Below are 24,597 nucleotides of genomic sequence, written 5' to 3' on the forward strand. Positions count from 1 at the left end.
CCGTGGCTTAGTCCCGGCAAAGGGACGCGGCGACGGGAGGAACGCGCATGGCAATGCTGATCAGCATCGGCCACGATGGCTGGTATACCGAGGAACAGCTGGCGGAGGAACTGCGGGCAATGGCGCCCGGTGCCGATATCCGGCCGGTCTCTGCCCCCGGCAATCTGGATGAGGTCACGGTGCTGGCGGTTTCCGCGCTGAAGGGAGATCTGCCGGAACATTTGCCGAACCTGAAGCTGGTGCAAAAGCTGGGCGCCGGAGTGGATACCATTGTGGCGCACCCCAGCCTGGCACCGCATGTGCGCGTCGCCCGGCTGAGACCGCTGGAGCCGGCGCATGAGATTGCGGAATTCTGCCTGGCCTATGTGCTGCGCGATCAGCGCAACATGCTGGCCCATGCGGCCTCGCAATCCCGCAGCGCCTGGGAACCGCGGGCGCCGGGGCGCCCGCAGGAAACCACGGTGGGTATTCTGGGCCTGGGCCATATCGGCGGCCTGACGGCGCAGCTGATGCGCGACTTGCGGTTCCGGGTGCTGGGCTGGAGCCGCTCGCCCAAGGAGATCGAGGGTGTGGACTGCTGCCACGGCGATACGGCGCTGGTGCAGATGCTGGGCGAATGCGACTATGTCTGTTCGATCCTGCCCTCCACCCCCGCCACCCGGCAGCTGATGAATGCGGACACACTGGCGGCGATGAAGCCGGGCGCGGTGCTGATCAACGCGGGCCGCGGCGATCTGGTGGATGAACCGGCGCTGCTGGCGGCTCTGGACAATGGCACGCCCGGCCATGCGGTGCTGGATGTGGTGAGCAAAGAGCCGCTGCCCGCGGACAACCCGCTGTGGTCGCATCCGCAGGTCACCCTCACCCCGCATGTGTCCGGCTGGCACCTGGGCGACGCGCTGAAGGACGTGGTGGAAAACCTGCGGCGGCTGGAGGCGGGCGAAGAGTTGCTGCACGAAGTGGACCGCGAACGGGGGTATTGAGCCCTTGCCCTGCGCAAGGCACCTGCTAGTGCGCAAGACTCGAAAGATAGGCGATGATGGCAACCCGCGCGGCGCGGTCCTGCTGGCTGCCGCGGGTCATGTCTGTTCCGGGAACGGTATTGAACGGATCGGCAAGGAAAACATTTAGCTCGTCGGGCGTCCATTGCCCTGTCTGCGCTTTCATCTCCCCGGAATACGGGAACCCTTCGACCGATGCCTTGGCCCGGCCAACGACGCCTGCAAGGCTAGGGCCAGGGTGCTGCCCTGTATTGATTTCACCGGGTGTCAGACCGTGGCACCCGCCGCATTCAAATGCCAGAATGCGTCCTTCCTCGGGGTCGGCTGCTTCCAGCTCCCCGGGCTGCAGGGGCGAGACCGGTGCCGGGCCGGCCCCCATTTCCCGCAGGAACGCGACCATCTCAGTCCGGCCCTTCCGCTGGGCATAGTGCACGGCGGGCCACCCGAAGCGCACCGCCGCCGCATTCACATCGGCGCCGTGGTCAAGCAGCAGGCGGGCCGCCTCAATTGCACCGCGCTCAGCAGCCTGATGCAGCGGCATCAGCAAGTCTTCACCGCCCGGCAGGTTCGGGTCGGCGCCAGCCTCCAGCAGGATTGAGACGATGCCGGTGTGATTGTTTCGGGCGGCAATGCCGAGCGCCGTGCCGAATTCTGTTGCGGTGTCAGGCAAAGCGCCCGCAGACAGCAGGTAGCGCACCGCCTCCTCCTGCCCGCGCTGGGCTGCGAAGTAGAGCGGCCTGGCCAGCGTTTCCGGGTCAGGGCTGGAGCCCTGGGGCAAGGCCGCCTTCAAGGCCGGCATATCGCCCGAAGCGGCTAAGGGGACCAAATTTTGAGCCACAGCTGCGCCGGGAAGAAGAACAAGCAGCAAAAGCAGGCGGGCTGGCCGGAAGAAACGCAGCGGCATCTTGCGTCCTCCTTCAGAATGTCTGACGGACGCAGTGTAACATGGCGGGTGCATCACGCCAAAACGCGTCGGCACAGGCCCTGCGCCGCTGGGAAATTGTGTGGCGGCCCCGAGCGGGGCCGCAGCCGGATCAACTGATGAAATCCTTATACCCGGCCTCATCCATATAATCGTCCATCGGCGACAGGTCCGACGGCTTGATCTTGAAGAACCAGGCGTCGCCCTCGGCGTCCTCGTTCACCTTGCCGGGATTGTCGGCCAGCGCCTCGTTCACCTCGACGATCTCGCCGTCCAGCGGGGCGAGAATGTCGGAGGCTGCCTTGACCGATTCAATCACCACGATCTCGTCGTCCTTGGAGACCTCAGTGCCCGGCTCCGGAAGTTCGACATAGACCACTTCGCCCAGCTGCTCGGCGGCGTGGGCGGTGATGCCGACGGTGATCAGGTCGCCCTCGGGCAGCAGCCACTCGTGTTCCTCGGTGTATTTCATGGGGATGTGTTCCTTCGAAGAGGCGTGGGTTTCAATGTCTCTGGCCGCCGGAAATGGCGCCGCACATGGCAAGGGAGCCCCTCGCATACGCGGGTATACGGTATCAACGGGGGGGCCGGGCGATCAAGACGGCAATTCACCCGGAGATGGAGAATTTGCTGCCCTGCCACCGGTCAGAACAGGTTGAAATACTCCGCCTGCTCCCATTCGCTGACGGTATCAAGGTAGCGTTCCCACTCAAAGGTCTTGAGCTGCAGCAGGTAGTCAGCAGTGTCCGCGCCCAGCGCCTCGCGGCAAAGCGTGGAGTTTGCGAACCCGTCCAGCGCCTGGCCCAGCGAGCGCGGCAGGCGGTCGGCGTCTTCGCTGTAGGGCGACAGGGTGGGTTTCGGGGCCTCCAGCCCCTCCCGGATGCCGGCAGCACCTGCGATGATCTGGGCGGCGAGCGCGTAATAGGGGTTGGCGGAGCTGTCGGGGGCGCGGTTCTCGATCCGACTGGCGGGGTCGCGGGGCTGCATCAGCGCGCGCAGCATGGCGCCGCGGTTGTCCTCGCCCCAGCCGATGCGGCTGGGGGCCAGCTGGAACGGCAGGTAGCGTTTATAGCTGTTCACCGTGGGGGCGATCAGCAGCGAGGTTTCTGAGGCGTATTTCAAGAGGCCCGCCATCCAGGCGCTGGCGGGCGGGCTGAGCATCCCGGCGGTTTCCGGCATGAACAGGTTGCGGCCCGTGGCCAGATCCTGCAGCGACTGATGCACATGCCAGCCGTTGGCCATGGCATTGTCCAGCCGCGGCTTGGCCATGAAGCTGGCGTGCAGACCGTTCCGGGCGCAGACCTCCTTGACCATTGTGCGGAACATCACCATCGCGTCGGCCTGCGCCATGGTGCCGTCGGGGGCAAAGGTGAACTCGACTTGGCTGGGACCCATCTCGATTTCCACCGAGCGCACCGGCAGGCCCAGTTTCTGGGCGTTGCGGCGCAACAGATCCAAGATGCCTTCCGCCTCGCCATAGCGGGTTTCGGTCAGATACTGGTAGCCCTGCGTCAGGTTACGGGTCTGCACCGGGGCGCCGGGGCGGGTGGCCTGGGCATGAGCGTCCGCCTTGTCGGCCAGCTCAAACAGGTGGAACTCCACCTCCAGCCCGAAGGTGGCGGCCATGCCTTGCCCCGCCAGCATCTCCACCTGGCGCTGCAGCACAGCGCAGGGGGCAAAGGGGATGGGCCGGCCGTCCGGGTAGACCGGTGTGCAGAAGATCCAGGCGGAATGGCCGGACCAGGGCAGCGCCCGCCAAGTCTCCGGGCGCGGCACCAGCAGCACGTCGCCTGCCCCCTGCATCGGGCCGGCCAGATCGGCGCCCTCCTCCCACACCGGGAAGGCGGTGCGGTGCGAGGTGTCCTTGAGCAGCAGGGTTGCGGGCACATTGAGGCCGCGGTCAAAGACGGAAGCAAAAGCTTCCGCCATCACCGTCTTGCCGCGCAGCAGCCCGTGCTGGTCGGGGAACAGCACCCGAACCGTCTCGATCCCGTCAAACTGGGCGCGGGAGGTGATTTCCGCCGCCTTCCGGCAGTCCTCAGGTGACAGCAGCCCCAGGCGGGCCAGTTTGCCGGATGTGAAATCTTGTGCCATGGGCGGCCTCTCGGGTGTGGAGCTAATTGAAATTGCACCGGAAACACCTGCACGTCCAGCCGGCGGCGGGATTTGCCGCAACCCGTTGCGCAATCTGGATATTGCGGAGGTTTTGCGCCTTGACAGCGTTCGCAAAGCGAACATTGTTGCCAGCATTCGCACAAAACTGCTGCAGCCAGCGGTGACTACAGGATCAGAACGGGACGGCCAGGTAATGACAGCGGCAGATCAGGACAGGAATATTTCGTCGAGCTTTGCCAAAGGGCTGGCGGTTCTGGCGGTGTTTGACGCAGAGACTCCCAGCATGACCCTGGCAGAGATTGCCCGGCGCAGCGGCCAGGACCGCGCCACCGCCCGCAGGGGCGCGCTGACGCTGGTGCAGGCGGGCTATCTGCGCCAGGACGGTCGGATGCTGTCCTTGACGCCGCGGGTGCTGGCGCTGGCGGGCGGGTTCCTGCAGGCCAACCAGTTCGGCCGCCGGGTGCAGCCGGTTCTGAACCGCCACGCCCGGCAGATGCAGATCGAGGTGACGCTGGCGATGCTGGATCAGGGCCGGGTGCTGCTGCTGGCGCAATCCACTGTCGAGCACGGCCATATCACCTATGGCTTCACCGCCGGCTCGCATATTCCGCTGGCCCATACCAGCCTGGGGCGGATGCTGCTGGCCGGGCTGCCGGAGGAGGAGGCCGCATCGGTGCTGGCAGCGGCGGAAATCCCGCGCCATACCAGCCAGTCGCTGACCGATCCCGGCACCATTCTGCAATGCGTCGCACAGGCGCGGGAACAAGGCTACTGCCTGACGGACAGCGAGTTCGAGGCCGGGATCACCGGCTATGCCGTTCCGGTGTCGCGGCCCGGCCAGACGCCGATTGTGGCCGGGTGCTCCGCCCCGCGGGGATCGCAGCCGGAGGCGGATGCCGAGCGGCTGCTGCGCGGGCTGCAGCTGTGCGCGGCAGAGCTGCGCCAGGCGGAAGCGGTGGATCACCTTTAGGGTCCTGACCCTAAGCAGCACCTTGCAAAGCCCCTGCCCTGCGTTAGGCTGAGGCCAGTGATTTCCGCAGGAGCATTTCGATGATGAAACAGACTGCATTGGCAGCGGCCCTCTGCGCCGCGCTGGCCCCGGCTGCAGGCGCCAAGGGCGTGGAAGGCAAGCAGGTCACCGTGCTGGGCCGCGATTGGGTGGTGGCCCCGGTGGAAGACGCCCCGGGCCGCTACAGCGCCACCCGCACCAACCGGGAGCATCTGGCCTTCCGTCCGCCCGCGGTGCTGACCGCGCGCCAGGCGGTCCGGGCCATTCGCACCGCCACCGGCTGCAGCGTCAACCTGGACACGATGGTGCGCAACATCACCGGCACCTATTACGCCCAGGTGATCTGCCGCAAATAGGCACTCCCCTGACGCTTGTGCGGTTTAGCAGCGTTTTTCTGAAACATCCTCTTGGGAAATGTGATCATTTTCCGGGAGCCCATGGATTGAGCGGTGCCGGTGCGCCTGCCATAGATTGCGCATGAAACTTGCTATCAACGGATTCGGCCGCATTGGCCGCGCCATCCTGCGCCAGATTCTGACCACATCGCGCGGAGACGGCATCGAAGTGGTGCGGATCAATGATATCGCGCCCTTGGACATGTGCGCCTATCTGTTCCAGTACGACAGCACCTTTGGCCCCTTTGCCCATCCGGTGGAGCATGGCGGCGATGCGCTGCAGGTGATGGGGCGCAGTATTCCGGTGAGCCATGAGTCCGACCTGACCAAAGTTGACCTGAGCGGTGTCGATCTGGTCCTGGAATGCACCGGCATTGCACGAACGTCCGATGTGGCGGAACGCGGATTGAAAGCGGGCGCTGCCAAGGTACTGATCTCCGGCCCCTCCCCCGCGGCGGAGCTGACCGTGGTGCTGGGCGCCAACGAGGAGACGCTGGGCGATGCGCGGATTGTCTCCAATGCCTCCTGCACCACCAACGGACTGACGCCGCTGGTCAAGCTGCTGGACGGGATCGCCGGGATCGACACCGCGCATATGACCACAATCCATTGCTACACCAACTCGCAGCCGATGGTGGACGCGCCGCGCGGCGATTTCGCGCGCTCGCGCGGCGGTGCGCAGTCGATGGTGCCGACGACCACCTCAGCCATGCACCTGATCGACGAGGTGCTGCCGCATCTGAAGGGACGGGTCAGCGGGGCCGCGGTGCGGGTGCCGACGGCCAGCGTTTCCGCCATTGATCTGGTCGCGCATCTGAAAACCCCGATGAACGAGGCAGAGTTCACTGCAGCCCTGCGCGAGGGCGTTGCCGCGTCTAAGGTGCTGGACTGGACTGACAGGCCGCTGGTCTCCTCCGACCTGCGGGCGCGGCCGGAATCGCTGGTGATTGCCGGGCCGGAAACCCGCATGGCCGGGGACGCCCAGGTGCGGGTGTTCGGCTGGTATGACAATGAATGGGGCTTTTCGGCACGGATGCTGGATGTGGCGCGGCTGATGGCCGGGTAGACCGGACGCTTTGCACTGCCCTTGCTGCAAGCCCGCCGCCGGCGGGCTTTGCTATTCCTGCCGGCAGCGCCGTTTGCCTGCCAGACGGATCCAGCGGAAGATCAGCGTCAGCGCCAGCATGCAAACGGCCAGGCCAATCAGATCGCCGGCGGCATAGACCGCCATCACCGGCAGCTGATCGCCGGGAAAGATCAGGCCGGAGAAGACCACCGACTGCCCCGACGAATTGATCAGGGAGGCCAGCGCGCCAACCGCCAGCAGGCTGGTCCAGGCAATCCGCCGCTGCTGGCCGGCGTACAGGTTCCACCCGAACATCCTGGCAATTTCAAAAGCCGCAAAGGCTGAAACCGCACTGACAGCGATGGATTGCAGCAGCACTGATTCCATAACCTGCCGCACACCGGCGTCGGTGAATATCAATTCAGAGAGGAAAGCGCCTGCGGCCAGCGGCAGAACCGCCCGCCAGCCCAGCAGCCAGACCGCCAGCACCCGCACCCCGTGCGGCAGGTAGACCAGGCTGGCAAAGACCGTCACCTCCGGCAGGAAAAGACCCTGCACAGGTGTGACCACCCAGGCGGTCAGCCCGTGGCAGATAACATAGGCGGCCGTGATCACCGCAAAACTTTGAAGGCCAGCAAACAGCTGAAAAACTCGTCTCATGCCGCTCCCTTTAGACAGGAGCGGAGAAACCTGCAATCCGTGGAATGTATGAATGACGCAGCGCCGTCACTTTGCCGCAGAATCGAAGCTCACCACATAGTGCTTGGCCTTGCTGCCGCCGGCCCGTTTGATCAGTCCCAGCTCGAGCAGCGATTTCAGCGTGCGGTGGAATGTGGCCTGGGCCAGCCCCTGGACCAGCCGGTGATTGCGGATCTGTTCGGATTGCACCGGCTCACCCGGCGTCCTTGTCAGCGCATTTGCCGCCAGCAGCACATCGCGTTCCGACCGGCTCAGGCTGTCCAGTCCAAGGTCACGCTCCATCTGGTGAAGCATGTCGCGAAGTTCGAATATTGGTCTTAACCGGTCCAAAACCGCTCTCCTGGGTCCTCAACACCTGCATCCCGGCCTGTCCCGGGAGAAATGATACCACGCAACTTTATCAAACTGACAATTATATGGACAGTAAAATCATGCGTGGTATCATTCCAGTCAGGCTGGCTGCTTTGTGAGTGGTGGCTGCGCCTGACGTTACTTTTGTTCTTTGTTAAACAGTGACAGCTCCGGCGGGCATGCCCGCCGGAGCTGGTTTAATCTATCACACACCTCCTTTGGCTTGCCAATCCTCATTGCCCGCGAGGCCGGTAACACGGGGCAATGCGCGGCAATCCGCCATCGCGCGGGGCCGGCGGATTGCCGCCGCTTTGCCGGTTCCATCCGGCAATTTTCCCGTGCTAGGCTCACCTTCAAGGCGCCTGTGCCCCTGTTCGGGTCCAGGCGGATTTTTACGCCCGCTGCCGGAGCAGACATGAATTTTCCTTTCCGCCCCCGCCCCTTGGCGTGCGCTTTAGCCTTCAGCCTTCAGACCCTGCTGCCGCTGCAGGCCAGCGCCGCCGAAGCAACGCTGCAGGCGCCCGGTGCAGATCAGGCCCTGACGGAAAAATTGCGCGGCTCCTCCGCCTCGGTCGCGGCCAGCGGCGAAACCAATGTGCAGGAACTGCTGGCGGCGGCGCTGTCAGATTACCGCACGCTGGTGCAGGTCCTGTATGATGCCGGGCATTTCTCGCCGGTGGTAAGCATCCGCCTGGACGGACGTGAAGCGGCGCAGATCCAGCCATTGAACCCGCCAAGGAGCGTAAAAACGGTGGAAATCACCGTGAGACCCGGCCCGCAGTTTGCCTTTGGCAAGGCGGAGCTGGCACCGTTCCCGCAGAACAGCGATGTGGAGATCCCCGAGGGCTTTGCCTCCGGCAAGCCCGCCGGCACCGGGGTGATCCGCGATGCGGCCATTGCCGGCGTCCGGGCGTGGCGCCGCAGCGGCCATGCCAAGGCGGATGTGGCGGAGCAGAATATCACCGCCAACCACCTGCAGGCGCGGCTGGATGCCCAGCTGAGGCTGGCGCCGGGGCCAAAGCTGCGGTTCGGGCAGATGCGGATCACCGGCGACACCGCTGTGAGCCAGGATGCGATCCGCCGCATTGCGGGTTTCCCGGCGGGGGAGGAGTTCCACCCCGATCTGATCTCCAAGTCCGCCACAAGGCTGCGCCGCACCGGCACGTTTTCCAGCGTGGTCCTGCGCGAAGCGGAGCATCCAAATCCGGACGGCACACTGGACTTTGTGGCGCAGGTGGAAGACTTGCCGCCGCGCCGCCTGACCTTTGGCGCCGAGGTCAGCTCCTCCGACGGACTGGAGCTGTCGGGCAGCTGGATGCACCGCAACCTGTTCGGAAACGCCGAGAAGCTGCGGATCGAAGCGCGCATCAGCGGCATCGGCAGCAGCAACGACATCGACGGCCGCGTCGCAGTGCGGCTGGACCGGCCCGCGAAACTGGGGCCGGACGACCTGATCTTCTATCTTGCAGAAGCCGAGCGGCTGGACGAGGAGCATTACACAGCCACCCGCGTCTATGGCGCCATCGGCGCGCGGCGGACGTTTTCGGAGACGTTTTATGCTGAAGCCGCGCTGGGCGTGTCCTCCACCCTGGCTGAGGACGTGTTCGGCAAACGCAGGTTCAAATACGTGGCAGGCAGGTTCCGGGCCGAATATGACGCCCGCGACAGCCGGGTGAACCCCACCGACGGCTATTTCCTGCAAGGGACTGCCACGCCTTTCATCGGTTTTGGCGGCAGCAAGTCCGGCTTGCAGGTGAAAGGCGATGGGCGCGCCTATTATGGATTGGGCGCTGACGACCGGATCGTGCTGGCAGGCCGCTTGCAGCTGGGGTCCGTGGTGGGCCCTTCACTGAGTGAGGTCTCCCCCACGCTGCTGTTCTTCTCTGGCGGTGCGGGCACCGTGCGCGGGCATGAATACCAGTCGCTAGGCGTGCCAGCGAATGGCGGCACCGCGGGCGGGCGCAGCTTTGCCGCCCTGTCTGCCGAAGTTCGCGGCAAGGTCACTGACAAGATCTCGCTGGTCGGTTTCTACGACCTCGGCTTTGTCGATGCGGACAGTTTCGTTTCCGGTTCATCAGCACGCCATGCAGGCGCGGGCATCGGTGTGCGCTATGATGTGGCCGGGATCGGCCCGATCCGGCTCGACCTTGCCTATCCGGTGGACGGCGGGTCCGAGGACGGGCTGCAATTCTATATCGGGATAGGACAGGCGTTTTGAGACAGGTTCTTGGCTATACGCTCGCATTGGGCCTGACGGCACTGCCTGCTGCGGCGCAGGAAACCACCGAGGAAGATGCTGGCGGGCTGCTGGTCGACTTCCTGGAGGACACCCTGTCCGGCGACAGCCGCTATATCAGCGTATCGGGGCTGGAAGGCGCATTTTCCTCTGAAGCCAAGATCAAGAAGATCACCGTAGCCGACGAGAGAGGCATCTGGCTGACCGTCGAGGGTGCGGTGCTGGACTGGAACCGGCTGGATTTGCTGCGCGGGCGGTTCTCGGTCAATGAGCTTTCGGCGGAGCGCATTGCAGTGGAGCGCGCACCGGAGCCGCTGCCGCCGGACCCGGAGCTGCCGGAGGCGGAGACCACGCCCTTTGCACTGCCGGAATTGCCGGTGGCCATCGAACTGGGCCAGATCAAGGCGGCCCGGATTGAGCTGGGCGAGGACCTGACTGGAACAGCCGCCAGCCTGCGGGTCGAAGGCACGCTGAAACTGGCGGACGGGGCGCTGGACACCAAGCTGGAGGCCGCACGGCTGGACAAGCCCGGCGACCACATCCGGCTGGAAGCGGGATATGCCAATGAAACCCAGCAGATTTCCCTGGACCTTTCGGTGGATGAGGCCGCGGGCGGGCTGATCTCGCGCGGGCTGAATCTGCCGGGCAACCCCGACTTGCAGCTGACCGCCAAGGGCACCGGGCCCGTCACGGATTTCACCGCGGATATCGCCTTCAGCACCAATGGCACCGAACGCCTTGGCGGTCAGGTGGTGCTGGCGGCCCGCCCCTTGCCTGAGGATGCCGCCCCCGAAACCCCGCGCGACATCGGGTTTTCTGCCGACCTGGGCGGCAATATCGACGTGCTGCTGCCGCCGGTGCACCGCCCGTTCTTTGGCCCCGGCCTGCGCCTGAACGTCAAAGGCCTGCGCGAGGGCAGCGGCGCCGTAACGCTGGATACGCTGGTCCTGCACACCAATGCCCTTCGGATCACCGGCGCCGCAGCGCTGGATGCGGGCGGCAAGCTGGCCACCGCCAACCTGAAGACCGCGATCTCCCCGCCCGCAGGCCAGGCTGCGGTCACGCTGCCAACCAGCGACGGCCAGACCACGCTGGCCAAGGCCGACCTGCAGCTGCAGAAGACGCTCGAAGGCCGCTGGGTGCTGGACGGGGTGCTCAATCAGCTGAGCCATCCAGGCGCGCTGGTGGATACCGCCGAAATTCTGGGCCGCGGCACCTTGGATCAGAGCAGCGGCTTTGCGCTGGAAGGCCGTCTGACGGCCGGCCTCAGCGGCTTCCAGCCGCGCGACCCGGCATTGGCCAAAGCGACCGGCAACGAAATCCGCTTTGAAGGCACGCTCAGCACTGATGGCCCCGGCGCGCTGCATATCACGGACATGGAGCTGCGCGGCAGCGACTACCAGGCCGCAGGCGATGTCGCCTTTGATGGTCTGGAAGAGGGGTTGAAAGTCACCGCAGACCTGACGGCGGGTGCTGCGGATCTTGGCCGTTTTTCCGAGCTGGCGGGCCGCCCGCTGGGCGGTGCGGTTCAGGCCGTGGTCAAGGGATCCTTCATCCCGCTGACCGGCGGGTTCGACACCGATCTTTCAGTGCAGGCGCAGGACTTGTCAGCGGGCATCGCCCAGGCGGATGAGCTGCTGGCAGGCACCACCACCGTCGCCCTTAAGGCGGCGCGGGATGAAAACGGCATTGCCATTGACCGTTTTGCCCTGGCTGGCAGCGCGCTGGAAGCCGCCGCGGCAGGCACGCTCAGCAACCAGTCCGGCCAGCTGGACATCACGGCCCGTCTGAACCGGCTGGAGGTTCTGGTACCGCAAGCGCCCGGCACGCTGGAACTGGCAACCACCCTCAGCCGCACCGGCGATACCTTCAGCGGCGTGGCGGAGCTGAAGGGGCCGCATACCTCCAGCGCCAAGCTGGACGGGTCGGTGACGCTTGAGGGGGACGCTGATTTCACCTTTGCGGCAGCCTGGAACGAGCTGGAACGCTTTGTGCCGCAGCTCGCGGGCCGGCTCAGCGCCGAAGGCATGGCGGAACGGCGCAGCGGCGAATGGCAGGCAACCGTCCAAGCCGAAGGGCCTGCGGGTATTTCGGTAGAGACCGAAGCCCGCTTCACGGAAAGCAACGGCAGCACCGATCTGAAGTTCGACGCAGTGATGGCTGAGCTGCAGCGGCTGGTGCCAGACCTGCCCGGCCGGCTGGCCGCCACTGGCACCGCAACCCGGCGCGACGGCACCTGGACCGTAGACAGCACCGCCAGCGGCCCGGCCGGCATCGACAGCCGCATCGAGGGCAGCTGGAACGAGGCGAAGGGCACTGCCGATGTGACGGCCAAGGGCACCCTGCGGCTGGAAGGTCTGAACCCATTCATCTCTCCTAACCTCATGCAAGGGCCTGCGAATTTCGACATGGCGCTGCGCGGGGTTCCGGCGCTGGACGGGGTCAGCGGCACCATCTCCGTGCTAAGCGCGTCGCTTGCCATCCCGGCCGCGGCGCAGCGGGTGGACGATATCAACGCCACGGTCTCCATTGCCCGCTCCAATGCGCAAGTGCAAGTCTCGGCCCGCCCGCGCGACGGCGGCACGGTGCAGATCAGCGGCCCGGTCGGGCTGCTGCCGCCATTCAACGGAAACCTGCAGATCGCGATTGGCGACGTGGTGGTGACAGACCACCTGTCCTATGAGTCCCTGCTGAACGGCAGCCTGGCGATGTCCGGCGCCATGGCCGGCAGCAACCGGATTGCAGGCCAGATCAACGTGGGCGAGACCAGCATCAACCTGAATACCGCAGGCGGCTCCGTATCCTCTGCGCCGATCCCGCCGATCCGTCATGTGGGCGCACCGCAAGAGGTGCGCCGGACCCTTGCCCGCGCCGGGCTGACCGGCAGCGGCAGCAGCGGGGCGGGCGGCTCCGGCAGAACAGACCTGGACATCATGATCAGCGCCCCATCGCGGATCTTTGCCCGCGGCCGCGGGTTGCGCTCGGAACTGGGCGGCCAAATCCACCTGCGCGGCACCACCGCGCGGCCCTCGCCCTCCGGCCAGATCAGCCTGATCCGCGGCACCTTCGATATTCTCGGCCGGCGGCTGGAGCTGGACGAGGGCCGCATTACCCTCTTGGGCGACCTGAAACCCTATCTGGAGTTCAAATCCACCGCCGCCACCGAACAGGGCACCGCGACGCTGGAAATTTCCGGCCGGGTCGACGCGCCGGAGATCAAGGTGACCTCCGACCCGCCCCGCCCCAGTGAAGAGGCCTTGGCACTGCTGCTGTTCGGCGACAACATCGGAGATATTTCACCGCTGGCGCTGGCGCGGCTGGCGGGCTCTGCCCTGACCCTCAGCGGGCGCGGCGGCGGCGCCCAGAGCAAGGTACGGCAAGCCACCGGAGCGGATGACGTCGACATCGGCACAGACAACCTGGGCGCAGGACAGCTGGGGCTGGGCGGCTATGTGGCGGAGAACGTCTATACTGATTTCAACGTCAACACCCAGGGCGACAGTGAACTGAGCATCAACCTGGACGTCACCAAAAGCCTGACGGTTCAAGGCACTGTGGACAGCGAAGGGGAAACCGGCGTCGGCCTTTTCTTCAAACGGGACTACTGACAGGCAGGGCTTGCAGCGGAGGGAATATGCCGGCAAGCTGCAAGCAGAATTCCGGGCAACCGCAGATTGGGGACGCTGTGGGAAGAACACTCACCCAGAAACTGGCGGACCGCGCCAGCCGCATGGCACACAGGGTCAGATTCCGCGCCTCGCTGCGCCATCTGCACGGGCCGGCGGGGTGTTTTGCTGCGCCGGACCAGGTGGTTCTGATCGCCCTCGTGCGCGACGGCGCCTATTACCTGGATGTGTTCTTTGACCACTACCGGCGGCTTGGTGTCTCGGCGTTTGTGTTTTTTGACAACGGCTCTGCTGACGGCACAATCGAACGGATCCGGCAAGAGCCGGATACTGCGGTGCTGCAGTCCTCCCTGCCCTGGCTGGAGTTTGAAAACACCTTTCGCGCCTATGCAGCGGAACGCTATGGCCAGGATCGCTGGTGCCTGTTTGCCGACATGGATGAGCTGTTCGATTTCGAAGGAAGCCGCAGCGCCGGGCTGGCAGGCCTGACCCGCTACCTGGCGCGGCAGGGATACACCGCACTGCAAGCCGAGATGCTGGAGATGTTTCCCAAGGGCCCGCTGGCTGGGGCAGCCGGGCTTTCATACGCAGAGTCTGTGCAGCGTTTCCGTTTCTCGGATGTCAGCGCAGTGCGGGCGGTCCCTTATACGTCTGAGGACACCGGTTTTGCCTATTACCTGCGCCAGAACGCCCTGCCGCCCGGCGGCGCGCAGATGCTGTTCGGCGGCGTGCGCGGCAAGGTGTTTGGCGAAAACTGCTGCCTCAGCAAGCACCCGCTGGTGTTCAACGGGCCGGGCGTCCAGGCAGCAGCGCATCCGCATGCCTCGTCAGGTGTGCGGGTGGCAGATCTGGAAGGCCTGATCCGCCACTACAAATTTGCCGGCGACAGTCTGGCGCGGGATCTGCAGAGCCAGGCGGAGGCCGTGTCGGAACACGGCGAGGACCGCCAGCGCAGCAGCGCAATGCAGACGCAGCCGGACCTGAGCCTGTGGTCTTCGGACGCGGTAGAGGGCGCGGGGATTTCAGAGCTGCAGCGCCGGGGCTTCCTGCGCAGCTCGCCCGCGTACCGGGCTTTTCTTGCCGGAGAGGCCGCATGAGCGCGGCCGCCATCGCCGCGGTTGTCATCGGCCGCAACGAAGGAGAGCGGCTGATCCGCTGCTTGCAATCCCTGCGAGGCCAGGTGCAGCAGCTGATCTATGTCGACAGCGGCTCCACGGATGGGTCCGCAGCTGCCGCGCGGGATATGGGTGCGGAAGTGGTGGCCCTGGACCTCAGCCAGCCCTTCACAGCCGCCCGCGCCCGCAACGCCGGGCTGGCGGTGCTGGAGACCGGGATCGAGTTTGTGCAATTCGTGGATGGCGATTGCGAGGTGAACCCGGACTGGATCGCCACCGCCGCGGATTTCATGCAGGCAAATCCCAAGGCAGCAGTGGCTTGCGGACGGCGGCGGGAGCGGTTCCCCGGGGTGTCCGTCTACAACCGGCTGTGCGATGCGGAATGGGACACGCCCGTTGGCGAGGCCAAGGCCTGCGGTGGCGACGCGCTGATGCGGGTGGCGGCGGTCTATACCGCGGGCGGCTACCGCGATGGGCTGATCGCCGGCGAGGAGCCGGAACTGTGCCTGCGGCTGCGCCGGGCGGGCTGGCAGGTCTGGCGGCTGGACGCTGAGATGACCCTGCATGATGCGCAGATGCTGCGGTTTGGGCAATGGTGGAACCGCAGCCGCCGCGCAGGCCATGCCTTTGCCGAAGGCGCCGCATTGCATGGCGCCGGGCCGGAGCACCACTGGGTAGCAGAGACCCGGCGCGCCTTCCTGTGGGGCGCCATCCTGCCAGCAGCCATCGTGATGGCCGGGCTGCTCCGCCCTGCTCTGCTGCTGGCGGCACTGATCTACCCCGCCCAGGTGCTGCGCCTGTCCCGCCGCATGGGGTTTGAACAGGCTCTGTTTTCGGTGCTCGGAAAATTCGCTGAGGCTGCGGGCGCGCTGGAGTTTTACTGGCGCCGCTGGCGCGGTTCTGCGCGCGGCATACTAGAATACAAGTAGCCCGCCGTCAGCGCGCCCGGATGCGACAGGCCTTAAGTGTCAGCCCGGGCAGAATTGCCAGGCATTTGGCATAACGCGGCAGCAGCCGCGTGGGGCTCGACAGGGCCCGCCAAAGCCATTCCATCGCCATGGCGCGGACCCAGGCGGGCGCGCGTTTCTGATGGCCGCCAAGGAAGTCCAGCCCGGCACCGACGGAGGCAAAGCCTGCCGCGGGCGACAGTTTGCGGCCGCGCTGGGCAAACCGCTCCTGCTTGGGCGCACCCAGCGCCAGGAAACACAGGCAGCGGCCGGTTTCATCCAGCCGGTGCAGGATCTGATCTGCCTCCTCCCCTTCCGGATCGAAGCGGCCGGAAGGGGCGTGGGTCCAGGCCACCTGCAGCCCCGGCACCGCCTCCGTCAGCGCATTTTCAGCGTCCTGCAACGCCTCTTCCGTGCTGCCCGCCAGCACCACCGGCACCTTGGCCTCAGCCGCCAGGCGGCAGAGCGGCAGCACTATGTCGGAGCCTGGCATCAGAGCCACCGGGCGGCGGGCAAGGCGGGACAGCCAGACGATGGGGCGCCCGTCCGCCACCACCAGATCCTGCGCCTGATAGGCTGACAGGAACGTCTCCGACGCCTCCATCTTGACCAGGTGATCCAGGTTCACCGTTGCCAGCGCAAAGCCTTGGCCCGCCTTGAAACGGGCGAGAATTTCTGCCTCTAGCATCGCACGCGCAGGAATGTTCACCGCAACCCGGCGGCCGTGGATTTCAAAAAACATGGGCGTCCCCGGTTCACTTCCGCCCATCTGATACCGTCGCCACCGTCGGCAGACCAGAACCAATGCGCAAGCCGGTCCTGCGCCGTGGCAAAGCTGCATCCTGTTAACCCGATATTGCAAATCCGCGCGACATCGCCGCCCGCAGCGGGTAAAGTTTGACGCAAATACCGGGGAATTGAGGGGGCACGGGGCTTTGCCCAACGCTTTGGCCTATCTGATGCTGCTGGCCTGGCCGCTGGCCAGCCTGATCCTGTTCCGGCGCCTGCCGCTGGAACGGGCGATCCTTTGGTGCATCATCGCGGGCTACCTGCTGCTGCCGCCGCTGGCAGAGTTCGACCTGCCGCTGGTGCCGGACATGGACAAGTTCGCGATCCCCTCGGTGATGGCCTTTGTGCTGTGCGTTTTCCTGCTGCGCAGGCCGGTGCCGCTCTTGCCGCGGCATCCGGCGGTGCAGCTGCTGGTGCTGCTGTTTGTCTTTGGGGTCATCCCCACCGTTCTGACCAACGGCGAGCCGATCCTGTTCCGCAAGATCGCCAACTCCGACCCGATCATCTTTCTGACCGATCAGCTGCCAGGGCTGCGCTGGCGCGACCTGGGATCGGTGATCATCAACCAGGTGATTGTGCTGATCCCCTTCCTGCTGGCGCGCCGGTACCTGTCCACGCCAGAGGCCCAGCGCGAGCTGCTGCTGGCGCTGATGATCGGCGGCCTCGCCTATACCATTCCGTCGCTGATCGAGATCCGCTTCAGCCCGCAGATCAACGTCTGGATCTACGGCTTCTTCCAGCATGACTTCAGCCAGATGATGCGCCAGGGCGGCTTTAGGCCCATCGTGTTCCTGCCCCATGCGCTGTGGCTGGCGTTTTTTATGCTGTCGGCGCTGCTGGCGGCCACCGCGCTTGCCCGTGCCGCCAAGGGCGGGGACCGTGTCCGGCTGGCGCTGGCCGCAGGCTACCTGTTTGCCGTGCTGGTTTTGTGTAAAAGCCTCGCCTCGCTGGCCTATGCGCTGGCCTTTGTGCCGGTGGTGGCACTGGCGCCGCTGCGCTGGCAGCTGCGGGCGGCCCTGCTGCTGGCGCTGATTGCCGTGGTCTATCCGATGCTGCGCAACGCCGGGCTGGTGCCAACAGAGGAATTGGTGGCCCAGGCAAGCACGATCAGCGCCGAACGGGCACATTCGCTGAACTACCGTTTTGAAAACGAAGCCCAGATGCTGGCGCGCGCCGCCGAAAAGCCCTGGTTCGGCTGGGGCGGCTGGGGCCGCAACCTGGTGCGGCACGAAGAAACCGGGCAGATCCTGTCGATCCCGGACGGCCGCTGGATCATCGTGTTCGGCACTTTCGGCTGGTTGGGCTATATCGCCGAGATGGGCCTGCTGGCGTCCCCGCTGCTGCTGCTGGCCCGTGCCGCGGCCCGGGAGCCCCGGGGCAGTGTTTCACCCTATGCAGCCCCGATTGCGCTGATTCTGGCAGCCACCATGGTGGATATGCTGCTGAATGCCACGCTGATCCCGATCACCTGGATGTGCGCCGGATCGGTTCTGGGCTACGCCGAGAGATTGCTCTACCCGGGCTTGTTCCAGAAGAAACCCGCACTATTTGGCGGGGCGCAGGCGCTTTTGCCTGACACCGCCGGGGCTAAGCAGCGCAGCATCCTGTGATGCCGCAATCTTTCCGCTTTTCCGGCCGAAATTGACACAATGCGTCCATAGGACAGCCGCATGGATTGACGAAAGTAAATTTGAGTTCACCCGGCCCCGCGGAACAGATGGGGATCCAAGCCGCCAGGCCGGGACAGCAGCCGGGGAGAACCCCGGCACCCGAAAATAAACCCGTCCGGCGGGCCCTGCCATCTTCGCAAAGCGGATTGGCTGCGGCGTGCCGGGCTGTTTGCGAAAGGCCAGTGGGGTCAGGTATTGACGATGCAGGATCGGACATCCGCAGCGGGGCGCGCCGCCGGGAATAATGCAGGTGATATTGCCATTGTCGGCCTGTCGGTAACTGTGCCCGGCGCCGGTTCTGCTGAGGCGTTCTGGCAGAATCTGCGCGATGGCATCGAATCGATTGAGGTTCTGGACCGCGAGACGCTGCTGGCAAACGGCGAGCGCGCCTCTGTCCTGGCCGATCCGAATTATGTGCCTGCCACCGCACGGCTGCAGGGGTTTGAGGAGTTTGATGCGGACTTCTTCGGATTCAGCCCGAAAGAGGCCGCCATCCTTGACCCGCAGCACCGCAAATTCCTGGAGGTGGCCTGGGGTGCGATGGAAAACGCAGGCCATCCGCCGGAAAGCATCGGCGGCCCCATCGGCGTCTACGCGGGCTGCGGCATGGGCAGCTACTTCTATTTCAACATCTGCTCCAACCCCGCGCTGGTGGACGACGTGGGCATGTTCCTGCTGCGCCATACCGGCAACGACAAGGATTTCCTGTCGACCCGTGTCAGCCATGTATTCGACCTCAAGGGGCCGTCGGTCAACGTGCAGACCGCCTGCTCCACGTCACTGGTGGCGGTTCATTACGCCTGTAAGGCCCTGCGCGAGGGCGAGTGCGACATGGCACTGGCGGGCGGCGTCACCATCGAACTGCCGCAAGGCCGCGGTTACCTCTACAAGGAAAACGAGATCCTGTCGCCCGACGGCCATTGCCACGCCTTCGACCACCGGGCGCAAGGGACTGTGTTTGGCTCCGGCGCAGGTGCAGTGGCGCTGAGGAGGCTGGAGGATGCGATAGCCGACGGCGACCACATCTGGGCTGTCATTAAGGGTTCTGCCATCAATAACGACGGTGCGGACAAGGCAGGCTATCTCGCGCCTTCCGTCGGCGGCCAGTCGGCAGCGGTGCAAAAGGCACTGGTGGCCGCGGGCACCCCGGCGGACACCATCGGCTATGTGGAATGCCACGGCACCGGCACCTATCTGGGCGACCCCATCGAAGTCTCTGCCCTGACTGACGCCTACCGGGCCACGACCCAGGACAGCGGCTTTTGCCGCATCGGCTCGGTCAAGACCAACATCGGCCATCTGGACACCGCGGCGGGTGTTGCCAGCCTCACCAAGACGGCGCTGGCGCTGCACCACAAGGAAATCCCGCCCTCGCTGGGATTTGAAGCCCCGAACCCGGCGATTGATTTTGAAGCCTCGCCGTTTCGCGTGAACGCGGAGCTCACCCCGTGGACCCCGCATAAGGGGCCGCGGCGCGCCGGCATCAACTCTTTGGGCGTCGGCGGAACCAATGCGCATGTGATCCTGGAGGAAGCGCCGGAGCGCGCGGCCTCGGAAGAAAGTGATTTTCCGTTCCAGATCCTCTGCGTGTCCGGCCAGTCCAAGGCGGCGCTGGACGCCAATACGCAAACCCTTGCAGAGTACCTGAAGACAAACCCGGAGGCCGATCTGGCCGACGTTGCCTATACCCTCAAGGAAGGCCGCCGCGGCTTTGCCAAGCGCCGGGTGCTGGTGGCAGAGACCGCCTCCGAAGCCATTGACCTGATTGAGGAAAACGACCCCCGCAAGGTCTTCACCCACGACCGGCTGGGCGGCAGCCCCGAGGTGGTGTTCATGTTCCCCGGCGGCGGCGCGCAATACGCAGGCATGGCGCGTGACCTTTACGAGACTGAGCCAGTCTTTGCTGACTGGATGGACCGCGGCCTGGATCACCTGCAACAGAGCCTCGACTACGATATCCGCGCGATCTGGCTGCCGGAGGACGGTGAGGAGGACGCCGCCAATGCCAAGCTCCAGCAGCCCTCGGTGCAGCTGCCGCTGATCATGATCGTGGAATACGCGCTGGCGCAGCTGTGGATCAGCTGGGGCGTCAAACCCGCCGCGCTGGTCGGCCACTCGATGGGAGAAAACACCGCCGCCTGCCTGGCGGGCGTCATCTCCTTTGAGGACTGCATCGACATGGTGCTGCTGCGCGGACGGCTGTTCGACACTGTGCCAGCAGGCGGCATGCTGTCGATTGCCCTGCCGCTGGCCGAGGTTGAGGCCATCATCGGCGAGGATCTGGATATCGCCAGCGTCAACGCCCCCTCCCTCACCGCGGTCTCTGGCCCGCAGGAGGCGCTGGACAGGCTGTCAGCCGACCTGACTGCCCGCGAGGTAGAACACCAGCGCATCCCCATCGACATCGCCGCCCACTCGCGGATGCTGGACGGCATACTGCAGGAATACGGCGATTTCATCCGCTCCTTGTCCCTCTCGGCGCCAACCCTGCCGGTAATCTCCAACCGCACCGGTGTCCCGCTGACGGCAAACCAAGCCACCAGCGCCGATTACTGGGTCGGCCAGCTGCGCAATACCGTGCGCTATGCCGACTGCGTCGAAACCCTAGCCAAGACCCCGGACCGGGTGTTCCTGGAGGTCGGCCCCGGCAAGGCCCTCAGCGCCTTGGCGCAGATGTCGCCTGCGGTGAAACAGGGCCAAGTGCTCAGCACGCTGCGCCACCCGGATCACCAGGTGATGGACGACAGCTATTTCTTCGGCGTCATCGGCCGGCTTTGGGCCTGCGGGGTGGAGGCCGACTGGCCGCAGATCTGGGGCGACGCGCGCCGCAACCGCTTGCCCCTGCCCGGCTATGCCTTCCAGCGCAGCCGCTATTTCATCGAGCCCGGCAAACCGGCAATCGAAGAAGAAGCCCAGACCCCGGCGCGCCATGACGATCTGAGCAAATGGGGCTACCGCCCGGCCTGGCGCCCGCGGCTGGCAGATTGCGCGCTGGATGTCGCGCAAGAGCTGGCGCAGGAGCCGTACAACTGGCTGATTTTCGAGGACGAGGCAGGCCACTCGGCCCGTGCTGCCGAAAGACTGGAAGCAGCGGGCCACAGCGTTGTGCGCGTCCGCGCAGGCGACACCTATGCGCAGCTTTCACCCGCTTCCTATATCCTGCCGCCGGAACAGGGGCGTGCCGCCTATGGCGCGCTGCTGGCTGATCTGGCAGAGGCCGGGCTGCTGCCGGACCGCATCGCGCATTTCTGGCTGGTGACGGAGCGAGAGAGCTTCCGCCCCGGCTCCTCCTTCTTTGATCGCAACCTTGAGATGGGCTTCCATTCCCTGACCGCACTGGCGCAGGAGCTGGGCAATACCGATCTGCCCGGTCCAGCGCATCTGACGGTCTTTACCACCGGTGCCGCGCAGGTCCGCGGCGAGGCGCTGCCCTACCCGGAAAAGGCCATGATCGCAGGCCCCCTGGGCGTGATCCCGCGCGAGCTGCCGGGGCTGACCTGCTCGGCTGTGGACATTGAACTGCCGCAGGCGCCGCAAGGCCTGTTTGCCCGCCGCAATCCGGCGCAGGCCGGTATCACCTCCCGCTTGCTGGAAGAGCTGATGGCAGAGCCGGCCAGCAGCACCGCCGCCTGGCGCGGCGAAAAACGCTACGAGCTGAGCTGGCGCCCGCGGCCGCTGCCCGCGCCGGAAACGCCTCCTTTCAAACAGGGCGGCCACTACGTGATCACCGGCGGCTATGGCGGCATCGGCCTGACCATCGCAGGCCACCTGATGCGCGGCTACGCCGCCAAGGTCTCGCTGATCTCCCGCGACGGACTGCCGCCGCGCGAGACCTGGGAGCGGTATCTGGCCAGCCACAGCCCGGCCAACCGTACCGCCCAGCGCATCCGCGCAGTGATGGCGCTGGAGGCGGGTAGCAAGGGTGCAGTACTACCGCTGGCCGCCGACGTCTGCAACAGCGGCGACCTGCGTGCAGCGCGGGAGCAGGCCGAGACGGCCTTTGGCCCCGTCACCGGGGTGATCCACGGTGCCGGCGTTATCAGTGATGGCCCGCTGCTGGCCAAGGACGAGGACCAGATCGCCCAGGTTCTGGCTCCCAAGGTCAGCGGGCTGCGGGCGCTGGATGCAGTATTCCCGGACGGCAGTCTGGAGCTGATGGTGCTGTTCTCCTCCTCCTCCACCGTGACCCGGCCTGCGGGGCAGGTGGATTACATCGCCGCCAACGAATACCTCAACGCCTGGGCCAAGCACCGCGCAGGCGGGCAGACCCGTGTGATCGCGGTGGACTGGGGCGTCTGGGCCGACACCGGCATGGCCGCCGACGCCATGGCAGGGCGCAATGGAAACACCGGCGCCAGCACGCCCGAGCCCTGCCCGCAGCCGCTGCTGCTGCAGCAGGCTTTCGATGCCGCCGGAAACCGCATCTTCACCCCCGGCTTCAGAACCGCGGACTGGCTGCTGGATGAGCACCGCACCAAGGATGGCACCGCGCTGGTGCCCGGCACCGGCTATATCGAAATGGCCGCCGAGGCGCTGGCGGCCATCGGTGTGGAAGATCCGTTTGAGATCCGGGACCTCTACTTCCTGCGCCCGCTGATCGCCGGCGAAGACAGCCCGCGGGGTGCGCTGGTAAAGTTAGAAGCTAATGAAAATGGTTATGAACTGTTTGTTTACTCGAGATTTACAAATGGTTACCGTCTGAACTGTCAGGCTTTGCTGGCCTTAGCGGCGGCGGCAGAACGCCCCGCCCCCCTCCCCCTCCAGACGATTTTCACCCGATGCCCGGAGGAGCAGGCGCCTGTGCGCGGGCGCCTGCGATCCCCGCAGGAGGCGCATCTGAACTTCGGGCCGCGCTGGCATGTTCTGGACCGCGCCGCACTGGGGGACGGCGAAGGCATTGCCGCCCTGTCGCTGCCGGATGCGGCGGCGGCTGACGGCTGCCTGCTGCACCCGGGCCTGATGGATCTGGCAACCGGCTGGGCCATGAACCTGATCCCCGGATATGAAGGCACCGCGCTGTGGGTGCCGGTGTCCTACGGGACCATCCGGGTCTTTGCGCCGCTGACACCGCAGGTCTTCAGCCATGTTCGCCTCTCCGAGGGCTCCGGCAGCGGCTCAGCAGCTTTCGATGTGACTCTGACCGGCCCGGACGGCACTGTGCTGGTCGAAATCGAGGGTTTCCGGATGCAACGCCTGGCGGGCGGGTTTGATGCGGCAGCGGAGCAGGGTGAAGCAGATGCCACCGCCGCCCAGCTGGGGCTGGAACCCGCCAGCAGCCCGCAGCCGCTATCGCCTGAGGAACGACGTCTGCAGCTGAACATCTCCAATGGCATCAAGGCAGAGGACGGCGGCGAGGCCCTTGCCCGCGCCGTGGCCTCTGGCCTGCCGCAGGTGGTGGTTTCTTCGCTGGACCTGCCCGCGCTGATTGCCCAGGCAGACCAGAGCACACCGGCCGAGACCGAGGCCCAGACATTCGACCGCCCGCAGCTCGACACCGATTACGTGGCACCGCGCAACCCGGTGGAGGAGCAGCTGGCCAAGCTGTTTGCCTCCCTCCTGGGCGTCAGCCAGGTCGGGATCGAGGACAGCTTCTTTGACCTTGGCGGCCATTCCCTGATTGCGGTCCGGCTGTTCGCACAGGTCAAACGCGCCTTTGGCGTGGAATTCCCGCTGTCGGTGCTGTTTGAAGCGCCCAGCGTCGCCGCCCTGGCAGAGCGGATCATCGAACGCACTGGCGGCGGTGTTGCCGAGGAACCGGGCAGCGAACCGCAAGCGGCGGAAGATAAACCGAAATTCACCCATCTGGTGCAGCTGCATCCGGGCGATGGCACCGGGCGGCGGCCCTTCTTCCTGGTCGCGGGAATGTTCGGCAACGTGCTGAACCTGCGGCATCTGGCGCTGCTGGTGGGCAAGGACCGCCCGGTCTACGGCCTGCAGGCCAAGGGGCTTGTGGGCAATGATGCACCGCACGACAGGATTGAGGACGCCGCCCGCAGTTGCCTGAGCGAAATCCGCCAGATCCAGCCCGAGGGCCCTTATCTGCTGGGCGGCTTCTCCGGCGGCGGCATCACTGCCTATGAGATGGCGCAACAGCTGAAGGATCAGGGCCAGGACACCGCGGCGCTGATCCTGCTGGACACGCCGCTGCCGGTGCGCCCGGTCCTGAACCGGCAGGACAAGGCGCTGATCAAGCTGGCCGAGCTGCGCAGCAAGGGGATAGGCTACCTTGGCGAATGGGCCAGGAACCGCATTGCCTGGGAGTTCGAAAAGCGCCGCGCCAAACCAGCCGAAACCGGCGCCCAGCCGGAGTTCAACAACCGCAAGATCGAACTGGCCTTCCGCGCCGCGGTCGAAACCTACGGCCTGCAGCCATGGCACGGCCCGCTGACCCTGTTCCGCCCGCCGCTCGACCGCAAATGGCAGGTCTCGGGCGGCAATTGGGTCAGCAGCGAGCGCGAATACGTGTTTGCCGACAACGACTGGACCCGCATGGCGCCCGCCGTTGAGGTCGAAGAGGTGCCGGGCGACCATGACAGCATGGTGCTGGTGCCAAACGTCAGCGTGCTGGCGGCAGGCGTCAAGGCGCGGCTCGACGCAGCGGACCGGGCAGCGGCCTCCGCCCCGCCGCGCACGGTCCGGGCGGCGGAGTGACTACC

Annotated in this window: 16 protein-coding genes; 10 read left to right on the forward strand and 6 right to left on the reverse strand. The window is 65.8% G+C overall.

Features of this window, described 5'->3' with window-relative positions:
• The first annotated feature begins 47 nt into the window (after positions 1-47).
• Entirely contained in the window at positions 48-983 is a 936-nt protein-coding gene (locus tag RA21_RS16250; RefSeq protein WP_039150828.1) for an NAD(P)-dependent oxidoreductase, read from the forward strand.
• A gap of 25 nt (positions 984-1,008) precedes the next feature.
• Here RA21_RS16250 and RA21_RS22055 read toward each other — a convergent pair whose 3' ends face one another.
• From RA21_RS22055 to RA21_RS16265, 3 genes are all read right to left on the reverse strand, one after another.
• Entirely contained in the window at positions 1,009-2,067 is a 1,059-nt protein-coding gene (locus tag RA21_RS22055; RefSeq protein WP_082008982.1) for an ankyrin repeat domain-containing protein, read from the reverse strand.
• The gene (gene gcvH, locus RA21_RS16260; protein ID WP_019298130.1) at positions 2,036-2,395 is read right to left on the reverse strand and encodes a glycine cleavage system protein GcvH; all 360 of its coding nucleotides are present in this window, start codon (positions 2,393-2,395) and stop codon (positions 2,036-2,038) included. The genes RA21_RS22055 and gcvH overlap by 32 nt, the downstream gene beginning before the upstream one ends.
• A 173-nt stretch (positions 2,396-2,568) precedes the next feature.
• Positions 2,569-4,017, reverse strand: coding sequence for a glutamine synthetase family protein (locus RA21_RS16265; RefSeq protein WP_039150830.1), 1,449 nt, complete (start codon positions 4,015-4,017; stop codon positions 2,569-2,571).
• Positions 4,018-4,231: 214 nt separating this feature from the next.
• Between RA21_RS16265 and RA21_RS16270 the strand changes: the two genes are divergently transcribed.
• The 3 genes from RA21_RS16270 (at position 4,232) to RA21_RS16280 (ending at position 6,508) form a co-directional block, all read left to right on the forward strand.
• Positions 4,232-5,008, forward strand: a complete 777-nt coding sequence (locus RA21_RS16270) for an IclR family transcriptional regulator domain-containing protein (protein ID WP_039150955.1) — start codon at positions 4,232-4,234, stop codon at positions 5,006-5,008.
• Positions 5,009-5,088: 80 nt separating this feature from the next.
• Complete coding sequence (locus tag RA21_RS16275) at positions 5,089-5,403, forward strand: hypothetical protein (RefSeq protein ID WP_019298133.1); 315 nt, start codon at positions 5,089-5,091, stop codon at positions 5,401-5,403.
• A gap of 121 nt (positions 5,404-5,524) precedes the next feature.
• A complete protein-coding gene (locus tag RA21_RS16280; protein ID WP_039150834.1) occupies positions 5,525-6,508 on the forward strand; it encodes a type I glyceraldehyde-3-phosphate dehydrogenase in 984 nt (327 codons plus the stop codon).
• 51 nt (positions 6,509-6,559) lie between these two features.
• Here RA21_RS16280 and RA21_RS16285 read toward each other — a convergent pair whose 3' ends face one another.
• Both RA21_RS16285 and RA21_RS16290 read right to left on the reverse strand, forming a co-directional pair.
• A complete protein-coding gene (locus RA21_RS16285) occupies positions 6,560-7,168 on the reverse strand; it encodes a hypothetical protein (RefSeq protein WP_039150837.1) in 609 nt (202 codons plus the stop codon).
• 66 nt (positions 7,169-7,234) lie between these two features.
• Complete coding sequence (locus RA21_RS16290) at positions 7,235-7,537, reverse strand: hypothetical protein (RefSeq protein WP_029205023.1); 303 nt, start codon at positions 7,535-7,537, stop codon at positions 7,235-7,237.
• Positions 7,538-7,973: 436 nt separating this feature from the next.
• Here RA21_RS16290 and RA21_RS16295 point away from each other — a divergent pair, with 436 nt between their 5' ends.
• The 4 genes from RA21_RS16295 (at position 7,974) to RA21_RS16310 (ending at position 15,464) form a co-directional block, all read left to right on the forward strand.
• On the forward strand, positions 7,974-9,776 hold the full coding sequence (locus RA21_RS16295; RefSeq protein WP_039150839.1) for an autotransporter assembly complex protein TamA: 1,803 nt from the start codon (positions 7,974-7,976) through the stop codon (positions 9,774-9,776).
• The gene (locus RA21_RS16300; RefSeq protein WP_039150841.1) at positions 9,773-13,402 is read left to right on the forward strand and encodes a translocation/assembly module TamB domain-containing protein; all 3,630 of its coding nucleotides are present in this window, start codon (positions 9,773-9,775) and stop codon (positions 13,400-13,402) included. Before RA21_RS16295 ends, RA21_RS16300 begins: the two co-directional genes overlap by 4 nt.
• Positions 13,403-13,479: 77 nt before the next feature.
• Positions 13,480-14,517 (forward strand): glycosyltransferase family 2 protein, encoded by a 1,038-nt coding sequence (locus RA21_RS16305; RefSeq protein ID WP_241483514.1) that lies wholly within the window; start codon positions 13,480-13,482, stop codon positions 14,515-14,517.
• Complete coding sequence (locus RA21_RS16310; RefSeq protein WP_039150846.1) at positions 14,514-15,464, forward strand: glycosyltransferase; 951 nt, start codon at positions 14,514-14,516, stop codon at positions 15,462-15,464. Before RA21_RS16305 ends, RA21_RS16310 begins: the two co-directional genes overlap by 4 nt.
• Positions 15,465-15,471: 7 nt before the next feature.
• Here RA21_RS16310 and RA21_RS16315 read toward each other — a convergent pair whose 3' ends face one another.
• A complete protein-coding gene (locus RA21_RS16315) occupies positions 15,472-16,224 on the reverse strand; it encodes a WecB/TagA/CpsF family glycosyltransferase (protein ID WP_039150848.1) in 753 nt (250 codons plus the stop codon).
• A gap of 193 nt (positions 16,225-16,417) precedes the next feature.
• Here RA21_RS16315 and RA21_RS16320 point away from each other — a divergent pair, with 193 nt between their 5' ends.
• Positions 16,418-17,881: a membrane protein gene (locus RA21_RS16320; protein WP_039150850.1), complete on the forward strand. Its 1,464-nt coding sequence runs from the start codon at positions 16,418-16,420 to the stop codon at positions 17,879-17,881.
• 261 nt (positions 17,882-18,142) lie between these two features.
• Positions 18,143-24,592: a type I polyketide synthase gene (locus RA21_RS16325; protein ID WP_039150853.1), complete on the forward strand. Its 6,450-nt coding sequence runs from the start codon at positions 18,143-18,145 to the stop codon at positions 24,590-24,592.
• Positions 24,593-24,597: the final 5 nt, after the last annotated feature.

Origin of the sequence: Leisingera sp. ANG-DT, from assembly GCF_000813785.1 — a bacterium.
Lineage (GTDB): Bacteria > Pseudomonadota > Alphaproteobacteria > Rhodobacterales > Rhodobacteraceae > Leisingera.

What these genes read in the sequence shown, in the direction of transcription:
- RA21_RS16250 (WP_039150828.1), top strand. Translation starts at nt 48, where the DNA reads ATGGCAATGCTGATCAGCATCGGCCACGATGGCTGGTATACCGAGGAA.
- RA21_RS22055 (WP_082008982.1), bottom strand. Translation starts at nt 2,067, where the DNA reads ATGAGGCCGGGTATAAGGATTTCATCAGTTGATCCGGCTGCGGCCCCG.
- gcvH (WP_019298130.1), bottom strand. Translation starts at nt 2,395, where the DNA reads ATGAAATACACCGAGGAACACGAGTGGCTGCTGCCCGAGGGCGACCTG.
- RA21_RS16265 (WP_039150830.1), bottom strand. Translation starts at nt 4,017, where the DNA reads ATGGCACAAGATTTCACATCCGGCAAACTGGCCCGCCTGGGGCTGCTG.
- RA21_RS16270 (WP_039150955.1), top strand. Translation starts at nt 4,232, where the DNA reads ATGACAGCGGCAGATCAGGACAGGAATATTTCGTCGAGCTTTGCCAAA.
- RA21_RS16275 (WP_019298133.1), top strand. Translation starts at nt 5,089, where the DNA reads ATGATGAAACAGACTGCATTGGCAGCGGCCCTCTGCGCCGCGCTGGCC.
- RA21_RS16280 (WP_039150834.1), top strand. Translation starts at nt 5,525, where the DNA reads ATGAAACTTGCTATCAACGGATTCGGCCGCATTGGCCGCGCCATCCTG.
- RA21_RS16285 (WP_039150837.1), bottom strand. Translation starts at nt 7,168, where the DNA reads ATGAGACGAGTTTTTCAGCTGTTTGCTGGCCTTCAAAGTTTTGCGGTG.
- RA21_RS16295 (WP_039150839.1), top strand. Translation starts at nt 7,974, where the DNA reads ATGAATTTTCCTTTCCGCCCCCGCCCCTTGGCGTGCGCTTTAGCCTTC.
- RA21_RS16310 (WP_039150846.1), top strand. Translation starts at nt 14,514, where the DNA reads ATGAGCGCGGCCGCCATCGCCGCGGTTGTCATCGGCCGCAACGAAGGA.
- RA21_RS16315 (WP_039150848.1), bottom strand. Translation starts at nt 16,224, where the DNA reads ATGTTTTTTGAAATCCACGGCCGCCGGGTTGCGGTGAACATTCCTGCG.
- RA21_RS16325 (WP_039150853.1), top strand. Translation starts at nt 18,143, where the DNA reads ATGCAGGATCGGACATCCGCAGCGGGGCGCGCCGCCGGGAATAATGCA.